We start from the raw sequence: 19273 nt of genomic DNA, 5'->3' as shown, positions 1-19273 counted from the left end.
CGGCGTAGCGAGGTAGCATCACCTGCCAAAACGTAAGCCCAGCAAGCATTCCCGATTCCCCTCATCCCGCTGGCGCTGTGCCACTTTGCGCTCATAACTGGCTTGGGTTTTAACAAAGTGCAGGGTGTAAGGTCGCCCCGACTTGAGTGTCGTCATCTCAACATCCAGCCGCTTCTGATTGGCAATATATGCCAAGGTATTACGGCGGCTTTCGGCGGCGGCAAAAGCCCAACTGGATTGGTTCGGGTCAAGCAGGAAACGTTTGAGGGCTTCACAATCCGCATTATCCCTGCCCGGACACTCAAAATTGGCTTCGCGTGTCCAGTCAACCGGTGCTGCCAGCGCTTCGCTAATGCAAGATTCCAGATACGCCAGACACTGCTGTTGCAGCAAACCCACTACCAAGGGCGGGCAATCGTCCGCACTCGCCGCCATGATCACCGCCGGAATCAGGCTGTCATCCATCGGGAAGCGTTGCCGCTGTGCCAACAAATGTACCACCGCCTGTTTGCCCAAACCGGCATCGACGTTACCGATAGCGATCAACACATCCACCACTTTTTCGACCGTCAGCCGTTCAACCGCCCGATAGGGGCTAATGGCAGGTTCAGTATTCGCCAAACTGTCCAGCAAGGCTTGCGCGGCGGGCAGGAACGCAGCACTTCCCGCCTGCGCATAACGCGGCAATGCCAGCCGCAACAATTGCCCACACGCCGCCAGACTGTCAGCGGCGCGTTTTTCGATCAGGGCCGCCAACAGGTGCTGTGCCTGTGCATCGGGTAATAACGCCAAGGTTGCCAGCAGCGCGGGGTTATCTTCCTGCTGATAAGACTTCCCGCCAATCGGAATGCGGGTAAGCGCGGCTTCGATCAGGTGAGTATCCGCCAGCGACAGCAAGTGATTGAGCAGGCGGCTCAGGTACAGCGTATCAGTCCGGCTGGGATGCCAACTGCTTTTGGTGCTTTCCCAGTTGCTGATAACCCCTTGCGCAAAACGCTGTGCTTCCTGCCCTTGCGTTAACGTCATTAAGTGATCGAGGTAAGCGAGCATCGTCTCCACCCCGCCCACGCTCAGCGCATCGACAAGGTAAGCGCGAGGCCACATGACCAGCGCGGCACGGCGATAGGTGCGTTCAAACGATGCGCCTTCATTACCCGTGGCTTCGTGGAAGTGCAGGGCATCGGCAGCGAGGCTGTGTAAGCGGTGGGGTAGGCACAGTTCTTCATCGTCAAAGTGCAACATGCCCAGTGCTTTCAGCTCCCCTTGCGGCGTGTGCCAGTTAGAGATGAACTGCGCTTGCTCGGTGACTTCGCCGATTTCAAAGTCATCATCATCCTCTTCGTCGTCCTCTTCCCAGTAGCGTTTTTTGTGTCCCCACGAACCGCTGTATTCCGCCCAGCCGGATTCTTCCACCGATACCAGTGCCAGATACAAATCGCAATCGGCTTGTTCAGCCGCCGGAATCATCACACTGGCAATCGCCGCATCACCATTTTTGAGTGCCGCAAAACACAAGCCTTCAGGCGTGTAAGCGTGTTCCAGCAAGTACACCAATTTGAGCGGAATGTCTTCGCCGGTATGTTCCATCGTCGTCCACTGGCGCAAACAGGCAGCGGCTTTGGCTTGTTCCTGTTGGTAATCCGGCGGGTGCGGCAATTCCCCCGCACCGCTGCGGCACAGGTTATACACCAGCACCATGCGGCAACCGCTGGTAACAGGTAGAACTTCATGCACGCAATCGGCATAAAAAGCAGCAAACGCAATTTCAGCCGGATCATCCGCCTGCACGTTGAGGGTAACGCTTTGCCCCGCGTGTTCAATGCGCAACTCGCCGCCCGTATAGCTGGCAGGCAGGGCAAGAATCAGCGTGGCGAACATGCCCGCCGCCTTTTCCGTATCGCGGTGATTGACGAAAAAGCTGCCTTCGTCATACACCAGCATCTTGTACAACTCGGCATGAACGTCACCTGTCACCCCCAAGCCATCGACGGCTTGCGCGACAATGCCATCCAGCATGGGTTGCCACTGTTTGCCGCTAATGCGAATTTTGTCAGGGGCAATCTGCCAGGTTTTACGCACACTGGTATCGACCAATGTTTCCTCACCCTTGCCATAAGGCGCTTGCTCGGCAGCTTGCACCAACGCGCTGATTTGCTGGGGTAACAGCGGCAAAGCAATATTGCCAACGCCTTCAACTTCAAGCCGTGGCAAGGCAAAATCAACGTTACCGCTGGCGTAAAAATTACCGGGGCGGCGCACGCGACTGAGGATGGAAACCAGTTGGGTGTTGAGGTCGGTCATGGTCTAGGCTCGTGTCTGCTGAAACGTGTTAAACTTAGCACACTCCAATGATTTCCGTGGCAGCCATGATCTAAAAGCATGAAGGGCTTGATGCAAATGTAGCATGTGTGTGGGCGTGATAGCGGTGGTGACTAAGCGGGTTTTTGCAGAAAGGTTGCGGAGAATTTGCGCCATTTATCCAGTATTTCTTTACGCTTTGGAACATCGCGCTCGTGTTTTAACTGATGGTACGTGGCAATGTATTCTTGGCGTAATGTTGTGAACGGTTGGCTGTTGTATTCAGCCTCAATCCATTGGCGTTCTGCGGGGGTGGGTTCATGCAGGTATTCTTGAATTTCCCTTAGGTAACTGTTGTCGGCTTGGTTTGACCAGTGCCATATATCCAGTTGGTCGATGGGTTTATTGAACAGGAATGGCAGCAGGTACAAATTGTTGAGCATGACGATTTGTAGGCGGTAACGTGCTTGTGCTGTGTTTCCAGCTCGAAATTCAGCCAGTGTCCAATACAAATCGAAGACGGGTTCGCCGATGTCATCAGCGAATTCTTCTTCAAACCATGTGTAAAAAGCTAATGCCTTGTCATTATCGCCAGCCAAAACGTAATAGACGGGGGCGAGGTAGCGTTTGCCTGAGCCGTCGTTGATGTATCCGTATTGTTGTTTTTCTTTGAGGAGTTCGCGCTTTGCTCTATTGGCGCGTTCGCGGTAGCGTTTGATTTCTTCTGGGGTCATGGGGGTTCCTTATGATCATCCTATGTGTCAGGCTGCCATCTTCATGGGAATGACAGGATACAGCCCTTTCTCTTTCGCTTCGAGTATGACGATTTGAACAATATTGCCATCTTTATCGTAGCTGATGTTGATGTTCCAACCTTGTGATACCTCCCTGACAATCGGATTGTTGCTGAATCGTTGTACTAGGATGTCGTCATCTTCGTAGTATTTAATGTTCATCGCTTAACTCCCAGTCGATCATAACTGTTTTAATAATCAGGTTGTTACGCTCAATCGCTGCGGCGCATATCATATTATCCTCGCGGGAATGGTATGCCTTATAAATCCACAGATGTTGCTCGTCTTTGTATTTAACATGACCTGATTCTATCAAATCAGCAAGCGTCTCCTCGTCTATATGTCGTTCAGTCATTTGCTCTACTGCATGATGGGTGAGTATGACAGGTTTGTTGAAACGTTTGCTAATCATATGAGTGGCTTCTGTTTTGTTACCTGCTTAGTTTCATCCTGTATAGTATGATGGTCAAGATCAAATGTTCCTGCGCATCAGCACTTTCATTCATCTGTTTATTAATATGCTTGGATTTCTCTAGCAATTATCCACTGCCCAGCAGCACCACAACCAACCGATCTGATGCTAACTTTTCTATTCAACGTTAGAGCCTGTGAAACTTCAGTAGCTCCCCACCTGCTGACTGATGCAAGGTATTCATAATCAACATTGATGGTATAGCGTTGTCCATCAACCTCTTCCACAACTACAGAAGATAAAGTGGTTTCGTCCTCTAAAAATGTTCTTTTTTTCACAACTCCATTTATTGGCTTGTCGTCTATGGGAGGTAAACAGCCTTTTGATGAGTTCTCACTGAGTATATCAGTCAGATTAGTAGGTGCTAATAAATTAGCATTGGCTATCATCTCGCTACTTTTTACTGAGTTAGAGTCGTCATTATTTTCTTCCAAGATAGGTTTTGTCGTTACAGATTTTTCTCCCTTGCTGCCATCTTCTTTTAAATTGGCTTTTTCTGTTGTAAATTCTCTCTTTTTATTTGATATTTCGATATGACGAGGACTCCAGAAGGTTATGCTTAAAGAGGTTTTTGTAACAGGAGGGATACCATCAAAAAGCAAAAGTACAGCACTTGTGTTATTTTTATCTCTCCATTCATCACGTCTTGCTGTACCTTGAGAATGAAAAGTTCCTTTTTCATATTTATTCGGAAAAAAGAATGTTATTTCTCTGTGAAGTTTAAAGTAAGCATCCATCGATATATTTTCACTAAACTCTGCACCAATCTTATCTACCTTCCCTGTGGAACCGATGATAAGGCTGTAATCTTTTGTTGGATAGCCAAAAGCAATACCCGTTAAATCCATATGTTTACAATTTGCCCTGATGTCGGAGTTTTGCTCTTCTGGAGGGTTGCAAACAAAACCTTGCTCCTCAACATCTTTTTGAGTCATATCAAAGCTTATGCCGTTGTGGCTGTAGGTTGATTTATTATCCGTGCCTGCTGAGCAGGAAAGCAATAATGAAGCGATTAATGATAGTGAAATGATCGGAATTTTCATGGTAGAAGTCTCTCTTTTGTTTAATTATTTTTTTCTGCTGACATAAATAGCCAAACTCAGCACAACTAAACTCAGTGTTGTAAATACTTGAATATATGCAGCAAAAGTAACTATGTTGTTGCATTCAAACAGTTCATTTTTAACATTGGTAAGCGTGCCAACCCCAAGTGAAATTAAAACCGCTGTTGTTGGCTCAATATCTTTGACTGTCACCAGATAAAAACAAGATGAATAAATAAATATTTCAATATAACTCGATAAGGCTAGCTTAATGCGATCATATTTTGTTAAATTGCTTTTTTGTTGTTTATTGTCATTAACAACATCATTGCCAAATGCGTACATTATTTCAAAGCTTCGAGAAAGAAATCTCCAGATGATCAGTGGTTGAAAAAACGCAATAATATTTAGAGGGGATAGTAGCGATAGTATGAATAATAAGGATAAGCTAAGCCAAAGATTTATTTTGTTATTTGCCTTGATGAATATTTTTAAATGACAAGGTAGATAATCTTGTTTTGATTTAATTTCATCTTTATAATATCTGGCAAGCCAATAGCCAGGACTTATTAATATTGCAATATCTTTCCAGCATTCCCACTTATACTTATTTAAGAAGTCATTAGGCTTCCCTATTTGAGTAAGCTCAAAAGATACCTTTCTGACGTAGAACTCAAGAAGAAAGTAAACAGCCAATCCGAACATTATATTGATCATATTTAGTCAGGGGTGAGTATTTTTGTAGCGGTTTATTGAACAGAACTCAGGAATATCAGAATAGCCAACCTCCATTCAACCAATAAGCAGAGACTGCCCATTTTGTTTATCAAACGTTCCGCATATTCTGGACTTGTCATCGCCGTCTTCCAAAGCTCCATACGAATCGCCGACACGCTACCGCCCTACCACGTCGAAACCGGCATAGGGTCAGTCGCGTGTTGTTATAATTGGCACGGCGTGTATTGAATTGTCGCCAGCGTTTGACGAATTGACTGAAACTCTACCATAAGCTGACGAAAAATACCCACGAATCAAGCACACATCCGCCGCAAAATACCGCCATTTGGGTGTGTGTGCTAACATCAAGCAAAGAACTCGTTTAGGAGAAAGCCTGATGCCACCACTAGCACACCAATTCGATTACCTCAGCGTTGAAGACTACCTTGCAGGCGAACGCGAGAGCGAACAGAAATACGAATACGTCGATGGGAAGGCGTATGCAATGGCGGGGGCAAGTGCCAACCATAACCGTATTGCTGGCAATTTATACGCATTGATTTGGAGTCATCAGCGCGGCAAACCTTGTGAGCCGATGACCAGTGACATGCTGGTAAAAACCACCGCCAAGCGTTTTCGCTACCCCGACTTGATGGTGGTGTGCAACGATGACCCCTCGCAAGATACCTATGTCCGCGAAAGCCCGATTCTGATTGTGGAGGTGCTATCGGGCAGCACCCACCGCAAGGATAAAACCGAAAAACGCGCCGAATACCTCGCCTTGCCCAGCTTGCTGGAATACGTGCTGATCGAGCAAGACATTGCCGAAGTGGTGGTACAACGGCGCAGCGAGGCATGGCGTTCTACCTATTACTACCCCGGCTCAACAGTCACGCTGGAATCCATCGGCTTAACGGTCGCGGTCGAAGCGATTTACGAGCGCGTGGACAACGCCGACATGCGCGTGTTTTGGGCAGAAACCAATAACCATGAATAAACGTGATATGCCCCATTTCAGTGCAAATCTCCCCATGCACTCCCAAAATTAGCGCACCCTAATACACAATTTCCGTCTTGTCCCCGCTTTAATCCCTGATTTCTCTTCTGGCACAACCCTTGCATAAATCTCCCCAAACGCTGCCCCCCGGTCAACGGCGATCGAGGTACAGCCCACCACGCACTGTTGCGTGACACACATATCACGGGTAACGAAGCCCTGAACCCTACGCCCTCTCCGGCGTAGCGGTTCAGGGCTTTTTTGTTTTCAGGAGACGCAACAATGCAGAAAGAAAATTTAGTACTGATCGGCAACGGCATGGCAGGGGTACGCACGCTCGAAGAATTGCTCAAACTTGCCCCCGACCATTACCACATCACGGTGTTCGGCGAAGAACCTTACGGCAATTACAACCGCATCATGCTCTCGCCGGTGCTTGCCAGCGAAAAGACCATCGAGCAAATCATGCTCAACGGCGAACAGTGGTACATCGACAATGGCATCACCCTGCACAAAGGCAAAAAGGTTGAGCAAATCAACCGCGCCCGCCGCGAAGTCATCGCCACCGACGGCACGGTAGCGCATTACGACCGCCTGATCATTGCCACGGGTTCCGTGCCGTTCATGCTGCCCTTGCCCGGTGCGGATAAACAAGGCGTGATCGGTTTCCGCGACATCAAAGACGTGGACACCATGCTGGCAACTGCTAGTCAGTACACCAACGCGGTCGTCATCGGCGGCGGCTTGCTGGGGCTGGAAGCGGCAAACGGCTTGATGAAACAAGGCATGAACGTCACCGTCGTTCACCTGCTCGACACCCTGATGGAACGCCAGCTCGACAAACCCGCTGCCGCCATGCTGCAAAAATCACTGGCAGAGCGCGGCATGAACTTTCTGATGGAACACAGTACCGCTGAAATCCTTGGGCAAGAGCGCGTTACCGCTGTGCGTTTCAAAAATGGCACGGAAATTCCCGCCGATTTGGTGGTGATGGCAGTCGGCATCAAACCCAACACGGAACTCGGCAAATCCGCAGGTTTGTATTGCGAACGCGGCATCGTGGTCAGCGACACCATGCAAACCATTACCGATCCGAAAATCTACGCGATTGGCGAATGCGTGCAACATCGCGGCATTGCCTACGGTTTGGTTGCACCGCTGTTTGAGCAAGCCAAAGTTGCCGCCAACCACCTCGCCAAACACGGCATTGCCCGCTACGTCGGCACGGTTACGTCCACCAAGCTGAAAGTCACCGGGATTGAGTTGTTTTCCGCTGGCGATTTCACCGGCAATGACCAAACCGAAGACATCGTGTTCAAAGATGCAGCGTCCGGCACGTATAAAAAGATCGTGCTGCAAGACAATCAGGTCAAGGGCGCGGTGCTGTACGGCGATACCGTCGATGGCAGTTGGTATTTCCAGTTGATGAAAGACGGCACGGATGTGTCCGCCTTCCGCGATACCTTGCTATTTGGGCAACACCATTTGGGCGATTCCGGGCATAATCCCGACACCCGCGTTGCCAGCTTGCCAGACAATGCCGAAATTTGCGGCTGTAACGGTGTGTGCAAAGGCGACATCGTAAAAGCGATTACCGAGAAAAAACTGTTCACGCTGGATGAAGTGCGGGCGCATACCAAGGCTTCGGCTTCGTGCGGCTCGTGTACCGGCTTGGTCGAATCCTTGCTGGCGCATACGGTTGGCGGCGACTATTCCGCTACGCCGAAGACCAAACCGCTGTGCAAATGCACCGATTACACCCATGACGACATCCGCCACGGCATTATTCAGCACAGCCTGAAAACCATGCCTGCGGTGCGTGAGCATTTCGAGTGGAAAACGCCGGATGGTTGCCCGTCTTGCCGCAACGCGCTCAATTATTACCTGCTGTGCGCTTACCCGACTGAATACGTGGACGATGCGCAATCGCGCTACATCAACGAACGCGCCCACGGCAATATCCAGAAAGACGGGTCGTATTCGGTCGTGCCGCGCATGTTTGGCGGGATGTGTACCTCTGACCAATTACGCGCCATTGCTGACGTTGCCGACAAATATGAAGTGCCGACCATGAAAGTCACGGGCGGGCAGCGTATTGATATGTTTGGCATCAAAAAAGAGCAATTGCCTGCGATGTGGAAGGATTTGAGCGCGGCGGGATTCGTGTCGGGTCACGCTTACGGCAAGGCGATGCGTACCGTGAAAACCTGCGTCGGCAGTGAATGGTGTCGTTTCGGCACGCAAGATTCCACCGGACTCGGCGTGAAGCTGGAAGAACTCACGTGGGGTTCGTGGATGCCGCACAAGTTCAAGCTGGCAGTTTCCGGTTGCCCGCGCAACTGTGCGGAAGCGACCATCAAGGACATCGGCGTGGTGTGCGTGGATTCCGGCTACGAATTGCACATCGGCGGCAACGGCGGTATCAAAGTGCGCGTCACCGACTTGCTGTGCAAAGTCGCCACTGAGGAAGAAGTGCTGGAATACACCGGCGCGTTCTGCCAGTTCTACCGCGAAGACGCGCATTATCTGGAGCGTACCGCCCCGTGGATCGAGCGCGTCGGCTTGGAAAAAGTCAAAACCGCGATTTTAAGCGATGCCGCCAACCGCAAAGCCTTGTACGAGCGTTTCCTGATTTCGCAACAGCCCGCGCAAATCGACCCGTGGAAAGCCCGCGCCGACGGTGCAGAAGCCGCTGAATTTACCCCGATCATGATCGAAGCCTAGGAGTACACAATAATGAGCAAATGGATAGAAGTCGTCGAATTAAACAACATTCCGGTACTCGGTTCGCGCCTGATCAAAACTCGTGACACCGACATTGCCGTGTTTCGCGGCTCGGATGACCAGGTGTACGCGATTCGCGACACTTGCCCGCACAAAGGCGGACCGTTGTCGCAGGGGATTATGCACGGCTCGACCGTCACGTGCCCGCTACACAACTGGAAAATTGACCTTGCCAGCGGCAATGCACTTGCGCCGGATCATGGGTGTAGCAATGTGTTTGCGGTGAAAGTTGAAGGCGGTAAAGTCTTCCTCCAACTCCCGTAGGGGCGACCGGCGGTCGCCCTTGTCGCATATTTATCACACACCCGGAAAACGAAGAGGGCGACCGCCGGTCGCCCCTACGGGAGAAAACATGCCTAAGACAACCCGAACCACCTGCCCCTACTGCGGCGTAGGCTGCGGGGTCATCGTCGAACAAGACGCGGCGGGCGCATTTAAGGTGCGCCCCGACAAGGAACACCCCGCCAACCTCGGCAGGCTATGCTCCAAAGGCACAGCCTTGGCGGAAACGCTGGATCACCCGCAACGCTTGCTTTACCCCGAAATTGACGGGCAGCGCGTAGCGTGGGATGTGGCAACGTCCACGATCGCCAACCGTTTCCAGCAAATCATCGCGGAACACGGCGCGGATGCGGTGGCGTTCTACGTCTCCGGGCAATTGCTGACCGAAGATTATTACGTTGCCAACAAGCTGATGAAAGGCTACCTCGGCGCGGCGAATATCGACACCAATTCGCGCCTGTGCATGTCGTCGGCAGTGGCGGCGCACAAACGCGCTTTCGGTGAAGACCTCGTGTCGTGCAGCTATGAAGATTTGGAAGCGGCGCAACTCATCGTGTTGGTGGGCAGCAATACCGCATGGTGTCACCCCGTGCTGTACCAGCGCATGGTCAAAGCGAAAAAGCTCAATCCGGCGTTAAAGGTGGTCACGATTGACCCGCGCCGTACCCAAACCGCCGACCTTGCTGATTTGCATTTGGGGCTTGCGCCGGGAACCGATGCGTTCCTGTTCAACGGCTTGCTGGTATGGCTGGCGGCAAACGGGCATACCGATGCTGCGTTCGTCAGCCAATCCACCAACGGAATGGAACAGGCGGTGGATTTAGCGAAAACGACTGCCCCGACAGTGCAAGCCGTCGCAGCCCAATGCAATCTCGCAGTTGAAGCCGTGGAACAATTCTTCAAGCTGTTTGCAGCGACGCAACGGGTGGTCACGGTGTTTTCGCAAGGCATCAACCAATCCTCCAGCGGCGTGGACAAAGGCAATGCGCTGATCAATTGCCACTTGCTGACGGGGCGTATCGGCAAGGTGGGAGCGGGCGCGTTTTCCTTCACCGGACAACCGAATGCAATGGGGGGGCGCGAAGTCGGCGGACTTGCTAACCAGCTTGCCGCGCATCTCGACATCGACAACCCGCAGCACCGCGACTTGGTGCAACGTTTCTGGCAATCCCCGCGTATCGCGCCACAGGCTGGGCTGAAGGCGGTGGATTTGTTTCAGGCAATTGAGGCAGGCAAGGTCAAAGCGGTATGGATTATGGGTACAAATCCGGCGGTGAGTTTGCCGGACAGTGCGCAAGTGCGCCGCGCCTTGCAGCAGTGCGAATTGGTGGTGGTTTCCGATTGCGTGCGCAATACCGATACCGTGGATTTGGCGCATATTCGTTTGCCCGCGCTGACCTGGGGCGAACGCGATGGCACGGTGACGAACAGCGACCGCACGATTTCACGCCAACCGCCGTTTTTGCCAGCACCGGGCGAAGCCAAGCAGGATTGGCAAATATTGGCTGAGGTGGCGCAGGAAATGGGCTTTGGCTCGGCATTCCCTTATCAATCCGCCCACGAAATTTTCCGCGAACATGCTGCCCTTTCCGCATTTGAAAATCACGGCGCACGTTGCTTTAACCTGGGTGCGTGGCAAACCCTGACGGCGGCAGATTACGACCAGTTACCACCGACGCAATGGCCGCTGGATGCCGCAGGGCAGGGGACGACACGCTTGTTTGCCGATGGCAAATTTTTCACGCCATCTGGCAAGGCGCAATTCATCGCCGTGCAGCCGCGTTTGCCGCAATCACAACGCACGCCCGAATTCCCGTTTGTGTTGAATACCGGACGGGTGCGCGATCATTGGCATACGCTGACGCGCACCGGCATTTCGCCGCGCTTATCCGCACACGTCGCTGAACCTTACGTGGAAATGCACCCCTGTGATGCACGTGATCAAGGCTTGCAAGACGGCGGGATTGCACGGCTCTACACCGCCACGCAATCCGTCTTGGTCAAGGTGAAAACCAGCCGTGACCAGCAACGCGGCAGCTTGTTTGTCCCGATGCACTGGAGCGGGCAATTCAGCGGCGCGGCAGGCGTGGGGGCATTGATTCCGGCAATCGTTGACCCGATTTCGGGGCAGCCGGAAGGCAAACACGCAGTGGTGGCGATTGAGGCGTATCAAGCGGCTTGGCAAGGTTTTTTGATTTCGCGAAGAAAACTTCCCCTCGGTGCTCTCAGGGAAGGGCGACCGCCGGTCGCCCCTACGGAGATTCACGGTAGGGGCGACTGGCAGTCGCCCTCTTACCCCTATTGGACAGCCATCAAAATCGAAAACGCTTGGCGTTACGAATTTGCCAGCACCAGCCCGATTGCCGATTGGGCAACCTTCGCCCGCGACCTGCTATGCCAACACGCCGACGACGTGAACTGGACAGAATACCTAGACATTGCCCGCCAAACCTACCGCGCCGCCCGTTTCACCGGTGGGCAATTAGAAAGCTGCTTATTCATCAGCGCATCCGCCGCCCGTTTGCCCCCCCGCGATTGGCTAGTCAGCTTGTTTGCGCAGGAAACGCTGTCCCCGACAGATCGTGTCAGCTTGCTGGCAGGCAAACCGGCAGTGGCGGGCGAAGACAAAGGACGCACGGTATGCGCGTGTTTCAACGTCGGCGAAAAAACCATCCGCAAGGCGATTGCGGAGCAGGGTTTGAGCAGTGTGGAGGCGATTGGGCGTTGCCTGAATGCGGGGACGAATTGCGGTTCGTGCTTGCCAGAATTGCAAGCGTTGTTGGGCTAAGATTAGACGCTGGTTGGTAACGTGCTGTACCATTCGCACACGATGAATCCCATCAGCAAGAGTTATTACCATGAAAATCGGTGTTACCAGCCAAAATTTGCGTACCGTTACCGGACACGCCAGCAAAGCCCGCAGCTTTCTAATGTACGAATGGACTGCCGAGCAAACGCTGCAACCCGTCGAGTCATTGGAGTTGCCGATGGAAATGTCGATCCACGCATGGGACAAGCGCGGCGATCACCCGCTGTTAGCCTTGGATTATTTGATCACCGGCCCCTGTGGGAAAAGTTTCATCAATCAGATGAAGCAATACGGGGTGCGGGTGAGAACCACGGATGAAACCGACCCGCTGGTAGCGGTGCAGGCGTTAGTGACGGCGGTTGTGCCCTGGGCGGGTAAATCGGTACGCAGTGCCTAACAATACTGCTTAGTCCCCCAACACCGTGCCATCCCGACGCGGATCAGCCCCACCCAGCAAACCCTGCGGCGTAATCACCACCCCACTCAAGCCGGAAGTCATCGTACTGGTGGTGACTTCATAACCCAAGGCTTTCAGTGCGGGCTGCATGGCAATAGCAGACGTGCCTTCTTCCAGCTCGTAACGCCCAAACAGGTTGATACGGTGCGGCATACTGAAAGCCTGTTGGAGGTCGTAGCCCCAATCGAGTTGCGCAATCAGCGCGTTCGCCACATAACTGATAATGCGCGGCCCGCCCGGTGAACCCAGTGCCATATACGGTTTGCCATCTTTTAGCACAATCGTCGGTGACATCGACGAACGCGGGCGCTTGCCAGCTTCCACCCGATTCGCAACCGGCACGCCATCCTCAGCGGCTTTGAAGGAAAAGTCGGTCAATTCGTTATTCAGCAGAAAACCGTTGGTCATTAGCCGCGAACCAAAGCCGTTTTCAATGGTGCTGGTCAGCGATACCACATTGCCTTTGGCATCCACAATCACGAAATGGCTGGTGGAAGGCAATTCCAGCGCGGCATCATCCGCCCATTGCTGGGATACTTTGGGCAGGGGATCGCCGGGGGCAACCGTATCCAACGCCTTTTCGCCGTGCAACGCCTGCGCCCGTGCCTTCAGGTAAGCGGGGGCGAGCAAGGCTTGCACTGGCACATCCACGAAGTCATTGTCTGCCAGATACCGCCCGCGATCCGCGAATGCTAAACGGGTGGCATCACCGATCAAACGCCAGCTTTGCGGGTTGTCTGCGCCCAGTTTTTTCAGGTCGAAATGGCTGAGCATTCCCAAAATCTGCCCAATCGCCACCGTGCCGGAGGTTGGCGGCCCCATGCCACACACTTCATGCTGGCGATAATCCACACACAATACCTCACGCGCTTTTACCTGATAAGCGGCTAAATCTTGCAGTGCCAGTTTGCCGGGGTTGGTGGCGGCTTTGCTCACGGTATCGACAATGGCTTGGGCAATCGCGCCTTGGTAAAAGCCTTTTGCACCTTGTTTTGCAATGACATCCAGCGTCTTGGCGTATTCTGGGTTTTTGCGCACAAATCCGGCGGGCAAGGGCTTGCCGGATGGGGTGAAAAAATACTGCCGGGTGGTGGGAAAGGTGCGCAAACTGTCGGCACTGTCCGCAATCTGTTCCGCCATGTGTGCTGTCACCACGAAGCCATCCGTTGCCAATTGCTGCGCCGCTTTGAATAAGTCTTGCCAAGGTAATTTGCCGTAATTGGCGTGGGCGTGTGCCAGCAATGCCACCGTGCCGGGTGTGCCGACGGAACGCCCACCCACTACCGCATCCATAAATGGCAAGGGTTCGCCGAGTTCATCCAGAAACAGGTCGGGGGTCACGGCTTGCGGGGCGGTTTCGCGCCCATCCAACGCTACCAATTGCTGCTTGTCGGCATCCCATAACACCATGAGTGCGCCACCACCCAAACCGGAGGCTTGTGGCTCGACCAAACCTAGCACTAATTGCACCGCGATTGCCGCATCCACCGCCGAACCGCCTGCTTTGAGGATAGCGTAACCGGCTTGAGTTGCGTCGGGGTGCGCGGTTGACACCATGAACTGCTTGGCGCTCACCAGCGTTTGCGGCTTGAGCGTGTGGGTGGTTTGCGGGGCAACGGTATCCGAGGTTTGCCGCGCTGCCAGTGAGGCGGGGAGGCACAGAGCGGCGATGCATAGCCAACCAGCAATGGTTGACTGCTGCGGGATGATTTGCATGATAACTCCTTGGTTTAACGTGACACCGACAGGGCGAAAGCCCGCCCGCAATCTTACCAGTTTTATCAACTTTACATTGACAACGTAACTAAAATATCTGAGTGTGACTCATCCACGCAATTTGGAATGAAGCACCGTGCAAAACCTACCGTTCAGTAACGCCAACGTGCCATTGGCAGACTTACCCGATGTTGAACAGTTCGACTGGCAAGCACTCTCGCCGCGTTATATGCCGCTTAATGCCATGCTAAATCTATTGGTGACGCTGGTATTGCTCATTATCTGGTTCGCCAGTGAATACACCTTCTTGTCTGCCATTACCGCTGACTATCAGCCTTTGGCGAGCTGGGTAATGCTGGGGCTGATTGCCTTGAGTGTGCTTTACAACGTGTATGGTATTTTTGCGGATCAGCGCGTGGCGTATGCCTTGCGCGAGCATGATATAGGGTTTCGTTGGGGCTTGTTGTTTCGGCATACGGTGATTCAGCCGTTGACCCGCATCCAGCACATTGAACTGAAACGTGGCCCGCTTGAGCGCAGTGCGGGGTTGGCAACCTTGCAGGTGTTTAGTGCCGGTAGCGGTACGTATACGTTTGCAATTCCCGGTTTGCCCATCGAGCGGGCGCAAGGTTTGCGGCAGTTTATTTTGCAGCATCAGGATTTACAGCATGGCGGATAATGCACTGCAAAAGCTGGAAAATTGGCAGCATTTATCGCCGATTGCGTTGCTGTATTTCAGTCTGCAAAGTTTGCAGGCGGTGTTTGGCAGTGTGTTTTACCTCATTCCACTCACCATTTTCACGTATCGGGGCTTGCAGGATTCGCCACTGCTGACGCTGGGGGTAATGTTGCTAGGCTTGGGCTTGTTCGCGGGTATTGCGGTGTTGCGCTATTATTTTCACCAGTTTCGCGTGAGCGGTGACACGGTGGATATTCAGGCGGGAATTATTCAAAAAACCCAACTCAACCTGCCGTTTGAGCGCATTCAAAATGTGAAACTGGAGCAACCTTTGTATTATCGCTTCACGGATCATGTGATGGTGCAGTTGGATACCGCCGGTTCTAGTCGCGAAGAGGCGCAACTGGTCGCGTTGTCGCGTTTACAAGCGGAAGCACTGCAACACGCCATTTATGCGGCGCATTCAACCACAACGATTACCCAAGATACCATTGCCAGCGATATTGATGATGTGACAGATGCAATTCCGAGCGAACGGCTGCTTAATCGGCGCAGTGTGGGCGATTTGCTGATTTATGGGATTAGCAATAACCGGGTGTGGGTGTTTTTGGCGGCAACGACACCGTTTTGGGACAACGCGCTCGAACGGATCAGCGGGCGGCTGGAAACGTTGGGCGTTGATGTGTTGCGGTATTTTGACCCTACGCAGCAATCACTGAGCTGGCTGGTCGTGCTGGCGCTGGGTATTGCGTTGCTGGTGGTGATGATCACGGGGTTGTTGTCGGTCGCTGGTGCGATGTTGAGCTTTTTTGATTACAGCTTGGTGCAGCGTGGCGAACGTTATATCCAGCGTTGCGGCTTATTCACCCGCCACGAAGTGAGTATGAAACTGTCACGCTTGCAATGGGTGCAGTTGCAACAAAGTTGGCTGGATCGTGTGTTTGGGCGCTGCAATGTGCGTTTCGAGCAAATTCAAGCACCACGGGCTGATTTAGCCGAAGCAGGGCGGATTATGATTCCTGCTGTTACGCCGCTGGATGCGCAGGCGTTGCTGGCAGAGGCGTTGCCAGAGCAGCGTTTAGCCGAAGTGGTGTTTCAGCCGATTGATTGGCGGTTTTTAATCCGACCGGTGTTATTTTGTTTGGTGATGGTTGGGCTGTCACAATGGCTGTTGCGCCCTGACTCGCCGCTATTGGCAAACGTCGTGTTACTGATAGGGGCTTGGGTAGGCGGGTTGATTGTGTTGCGTTGGCGACGCTGGGGGTATGCGCTGGATAGTCAGTTTCTGTATATCCGCAAAGGGCTGATTGGGGTGAATTATTATTGCCTGCCGATTTTTAAGGTGCAGCAGGTGAGTTATGCGCAAAGCTGGTGGTTGCAACGCAAAAACTTGTGCCATGTACGGCTGGTGTTTGCGTCGGGCGCTCAAGGTGTGCCGTTCATTCCGTGGGCAGCGGGTAAGCGCATTGTGAATGACAGCTTGTATCAGGCGGAAAGCAGCGGGCGGAGTTGGATGTAGTGACTAATTTACCCGCGTGCTTGCTGCCATGAAAAACCGTCCTGCTTTGCTCGCCATCGTCCTTACGATCATCGCCTCCGTTATTTTGGCGGGGATGGATTCGCTGGGTAAATTCCTGATGCGCGAGTTTTCGACCTTTCAGGTGACGTGGGCGCGGTTCTTGTTCCACAGCATTATTGTGTCGCTGCTGTTTTATGGGCAGGGCGTGCGCCATTTTGCCGTGACCCGTGCACCGAAAACGCAGTTGTTGCGCGGCCTGTGCATGGTCGGCATTAACACCTTGCTGTACATGGCGATCAAGACGGTGAGTCTGGCGGAAGCGACGGCGTTGATGTATTTGTCGCCGGTACTTGTGACCTTATTCGCGGGGGTATTCTTGGGGGAGCGGATTCTGCCGCGTCATTTGTTGGCGGTGGCGGGTGGGTTTGTCGGGGTGCTGGTGATTATTCGCCCCGGATTTCAGACTTTTGAACCGGCGTTGTTGCTGGCGTTTTTCGCATCCCTGTTGCTGGCGCTGTATTTTCTGCTGACTCGTAAAGTGGCGGGGGTGGATGATCCGCGCACCTCGCTGTTTTATACCTCGATTGTGGGGGCAGTGGTGCTGAGTTTCCTCGTGCCGCTGTGGTGGAAAACGCCCGATGCGCTGCAATGGCTGCTGCTGATCAGCATGGGCGCGTTCGGGGCGATTGGGCATTTTCTGCTGATTAAAGCGTATACGCTGATCACCGCGTCGGAGCTGTCGCCTTGGCTGAATGCGCAGGTGGTGGCGGCGACGTTATTCAGTGTGTTCCTGTTTCAGGATGTGTTGGGGTGGAATTTCTTCCTTGGCACTGGGCTAATCGTGGGGTCGGGAATTCTGCTGTGGTGGTCAGCAAGTGTAATTGCCGCGCCAAATGTTCGCCCAGTACGTCACGAAAAGCAGGGTGCTGATTGAGCGAATACTTGTGGGCGTGCATAATCGAATACGCTGAGCCGATAGCTTTGGCGGAAACAAAAAATATTTTAAGGGGAAAATAGCAATGAGTACTATCAAACTTGTATTGGCAACCGTGTTAGCGTCTGCTTTATATGCCTGTAACGAAACCAAACCCAGTCCCGTTGCGCCAGTAGTGGGCGGCGATCGGGATACTCATGGGTGTATTGGTTCTGCCGGGTACTCGTGGTGTCAAGCAACCAACCAATGTGAACGCTCTTGGGAGTTGGCGAAGCAACACCAGTTCGCGTTGACGCCAGAAGCGTTCGACAAGTTTTGCCAAAACAAAAAATAACCACGGCGGTTGCTATCCTGAACCCTTGGGCATGACCCTTACCCTGCTGCTGGTTTCAAACGTTCCACCACTTTTGTCGCATACGACAGGTAGAAATCGCCTTGCGTATCGGTTTCGTGGTCAAGCGTGATGGGGAGTTTCGCGCCCAAACTTTCCGCCGTATTGAGCCGATTTGTGAAGGCGGATTTATTCCGCGCCAACCAGATAAATTCGCGGTGCGCAGGCTCGGTGAACACCATCACCAATAAGGCGGCATGGTCGGCTTGCATCACCGCACACAAGGCATTTTCAAAATCCTTCATGCGGGTGAGTTCTGCCGCGCTGGGCAAGCCTTCGGCGTCGAGTTCGGTAAATTCCCACAAAATGCTGAAGCGTTCCGGGTAATTCCGAAACGGAAAATTTACCCCCACATCCAGCAGCCGTAACAGGTGTAAACCGTCATCGGCGGCGGCTTGTTGGACAACTGTCCACACGGGTTCGGCGGGGTTGCTGGCATTGTCTGACATGGTATTGACCTGAGTTGGCTGTAAAGGCGTGATCTTAAGCTAAAACGGCGGGCAAACGCACCACCCCTGTTGCCAGCGCCGTTCCCAACACAATCACTGCCCCACCCACCAGCATCGACGCACTCACCGTTTCACCCAGAAACAGGCTGCCCCACAACACCCCGAACACCGGAATCAAAAACGTGACCGTCACCGCCCGTGATGCCCCCACTTGCGCCAGTAACCGGAAAAACAGCGCGAACGCCAGCGCAGTACACCCCACGCCCAGCCCAATCACCGCCAGCCATGCCTTAACGTCAGGCATGACCGCAGGCCAAAACGCATACGCTAATGGCAATAACACAATAGCCGCCGCCAGTTGCGCCCCGGTTGCCGTGACCAGTGAGGGAACCCCCGCCAGCTTGTGGCGGGTGTAATGGGTCACAATTCCGTAGCACAAGGTCGCGCCCAGCAGCGCCACAATCGCCCAGCCAGAACCGCCCGCTTTGAAATCGGCCTTGTCCGCTGCCAGCAGCAATACCCCGACAAACCCGATCAGCAAGCCCAGCATCTGCGACTTGCTGAGCCGCTCATTCAGCCACAATGCGCCAATCAGCGCGGTAAAAATCGGCGTAACCGCATTCAGGATTGACGCCAACCCCGACGTAATCGACAGCACCGCCCAAGCAATCAGCACAAACGGCACGGCGGAATTGAGCAAACCCACCACCAGCATTGCGCCCATATTTTGCCGCAACAGCCCACTTTGCCCGCGCCACCATAACAATGGCAACAGGCACGCCGCTGCAATCGCTACCCGTAACCAAATCAGCGGAATTGCCCCGAATGACGGCGCTGCATAGCGCATGAACAGAAACGACCCGCCCCACAGGGCAGCCAGCAGGATCAGGTCAAACAGGTTGCGTGGCGTCATGATGGGCTATCCCCGAATG

18 protein-coding genes are annotated in these 19273 nt (G+C 53.2%); 9 read left to right on the top strand and 9 right to left on the bottom strand.

Going from position 1 to position 19273, the window contains the following annotated elements; translation table 11 throughout:
- Nucleotides 1-18 precede the first annotated feature (18 nt).
- The 6 genes from HMY34_RS06070 to HMY34_RS06045 all read right to left on the bottom strand — a co-directional run bounded on the left by HMY34_RS06070 (nucleotide 19) and on the right by HMY34_RS06045 (nucleotide 5312).
- Nucleotides 19-2301, bottom strand: a complete 2283-nt coding sequence (locus HMY34_RS06070) for a 2OG-Fe(II) oxygenase (protein WP_202718388.1) — start codon at nucleotides 2299-2301, stop codon at nucleotides 19-21.
- Between the two features lie 131 nt (nucleotides 2302-2432).
- Nucleotides 2433-3032: a hypothetical protein gene (locus HMY34_RS06065; RefSeq protein WP_202718387.1), complete on the bottom strand. Its 600-nt coding sequence runs from the start codon at nucleotides 3030-3032 to the stop codon at nucleotides 2433-2435.
- A 27-nt stretch (nucleotides 3033-3059) separates the two neighbouring features.
- On the bottom strand, nucleotides 3060-3254 hold the full coding sequence (locus tag HMY34_RS06060) for a DUF2283 domain-containing protein (RefSeq protein ID WP_202718386.1): 195 nt from the start codon (nucleotides 3252-3254) through the stop codon (nucleotides 3060-3062).
- Nucleotides 3244-3504 carry a DUF4258 domain-containing protein gene (locus HMY34_RS06055; RefSeq protein ID WP_202718385.1) on the bottom strand — a complete coding sequence of 87 codons (261 nt, stop codon included), beginning with the start codon at nucleotides 3502-3504 and terminating at the stop codon, nucleotides 3244-3246. Before HMY34_RS06055 ends, HMY34_RS06060 begins: the two co-directional genes overlap by 11 nt.
- 101 nt (nucleotides 3505-3605) lie before the next feature.
- Nucleotides 3606-4607, bottom strand: a complete 1002-nt coding sequence (locus HMY34_RS06050; protein WP_202718384.1) for a hypothetical protein — start codon at nucleotides 4605-4607, stop codon at nucleotides 3606-3608.
- A 24-nt stretch (nucleotides 4608-4631) separates the two neighbouring features.
- A complete protein-coding gene (locus HMY34_RS06045) occupies nucleotides 4632-5312 on the bottom strand; it encodes a hypothetical protein (protein WP_202718383.1) in 681 nt (226 codons plus the stop codon).
- A 409-nt stretch (nucleotides 5313-5721) separates the two neighbouring features.
- Here HMY34_RS06045 and HMY34_RS06040 point away from each other — a divergent pair, with 409 nt between their 5' ends.
- From HMY34_RS06040 to HMY34_RS06020, 5 genes are all read left to right on the top strand, one after another.
- Complete coding sequence (locus HMY34_RS06040; RefSeq protein ID WP_202718382.1) at nucleotides 5722-6321, top strand: Uma2 family endonuclease; 600 nt, start codon at nucleotides 5722-5724, stop codon at nucleotides 6319-6321.
- A 282-nt stretch (nucleotides 6322-6603) separates the two neighbouring features.
- Nucleotides 6604-9045: a nitrite reductase large subunit NirB gene (gene nirB / locus HMY34_RS06035; protein WP_202718381.1), complete on the top strand. Its 2442-nt coding sequence runs from the start codon at nucleotides 6604-6606 to the stop codon at nucleotides 9043-9045.
- A 12-nt stretch (nucleotides 9046-9057) separates the two neighbouring features.
- Complete coding sequence (gene nirD / locus HMY34_RS06030) at nucleotides 9058-9369, top strand: nitrite reductase small subunit NirD (protein ID WP_202718380.1); 312 nt, start codon at nucleotides 9058-9060, stop codon at nucleotides 9367-9369.
- 88 nt (nucleotides 9370-9457) lie between these two features.
- Nucleotides 9458-12175: a nitrate reductase gene (locus HMY34_RS06025; protein ID WP_202718379.1), complete on the top strand. Its 2718-nt coding sequence runs from the start codon at nucleotides 9458-9460 to the stop codon at nucleotides 12173-12175.
- A 70-nt stretch (nucleotides 12176-12245) separates the two neighbouring features.
- On the top strand, nucleotides 12246-12593 hold the full coding sequence (locus HMY34_RS06020) for a NifB/NifX family molybdenum-iron cluster-binding protein (protein ID WP_202718378.1): 348 nt from the start codon (nucleotides 12246-12248) through the stop codon (nucleotides 12591-12593).
- Nucleotides 12594-12602: 9 nt separating this feature from the next.
- Here HMY34_RS06020 and ggt read toward each other — a convergent pair whose 3' ends face one another.
- Nucleotides 12603-14369 carry a gamma-glutamyltransferase gene (gene ggt, locus HMY34_RS06015; RefSeq protein ID WP_202718377.1) on the bottom strand — a complete coding sequence of 589 codons (1767 nt, stop codon included), beginning with the start codon at nucleotides 14367-14369 and terminating at the stop codon, nucleotides 12603-12605.
- A gap of 136 nt (nucleotides 14370-14505) precedes the next feature.
- Here ggt and HMY34_RS06010 point away from each other — a divergent pair, with 136 nt between their 5' ends.
- The 4 genes from HMY34_RS06010 to HMY34_RS05995 all read left to right on the top strand — a co-directional run bounded on the left by HMY34_RS06010 (nucleotide 14506) and on the right by HMY34_RS05995 (nucleotide 17835).
- Nucleotides 14506-15048 (top strand): PH domain-containing protein, encoded by a 543-nt coding sequence (locus HMY34_RS06010; protein ID WP_202718376.1) that lies wholly within the window; start codon nucleotides 14506-14508, stop codon nucleotides 15046-15048.
- The gene (locus HMY34_RS06005) at nucleotides 15038-16567 is read left to right on the top strand and encodes a PH domain-containing protein (protein WP_202718375.1); all 1530 of its coding nucleotides are present in this window, start codon (nucleotides 15038-15040) and stop codon (nucleotides 16565-16567) included. Before HMY34_RS06010 ends, HMY34_RS06005 begins: the two co-directional genes overlap by 11 nt.
- Before the next feature lie 28 nt (nucleotides 16568-16595).
- Nucleotides 16596-17501, top strand: a complete 906-nt coding sequence (locus HMY34_RS06000; protein WP_202718374.1) for a DMT family transporter — start codon at nucleotides 16596-16598, stop codon at nucleotides 17499-17501.
- Nucleotides 17502-17586: 85 nt separating this feature from the next.
- The gene (locus HMY34_RS05995) at nucleotides 17587-17835 is read left to right on the top strand and encodes a hypothetical protein (protein WP_202718373.1); all 249 of its coding nucleotides are present in this window, start codon (nucleotides 17587-17589) and stop codon (nucleotides 17833-17835) included.
- Between the two features lie 38 nt (nucleotides 17836-17873).
- On the opposite strand, the gene HMY34_RS05990 is transcribed toward HMY34_RS05995, so the two are convergent.
- Nucleotides 17874-18341 (bottom strand): DUF695 domain-containing protein, encoded by a 468-nt coding sequence (locus HMY34_RS05990; RefSeq protein ID WP_202718372.1) that lies wholly within the window; start codon nucleotides 18339-18341, stop codon nucleotides 17874-17876.
- Between the two features lie 34 nt (nucleotides 18342-18375).
- A complete protein-coding gene (locus HMY34_RS05985) occupies nucleotides 18376-19254 on the bottom strand; it encodes a DMT family transporter (protein WP_202718371.1) in 879 nt (292 codons plus the stop codon).
- Nucleotides 19255-19273 lie beyond the last annotated feature (19 nt).

Source organism: Thiothrix subterranea, from assembly GCF_016772315.1.
Lineage (GTDB): Bacteria > Pseudomonadota > Gammaproteobacteria > Thiotrichales > Thiotrichaceae > Thiothrix > Thiothrix subterranea.
Note: the sequence above shows the minus strand (reverse complement) of the source record. Positions and strands in the feature narration are given on the sequence as shown.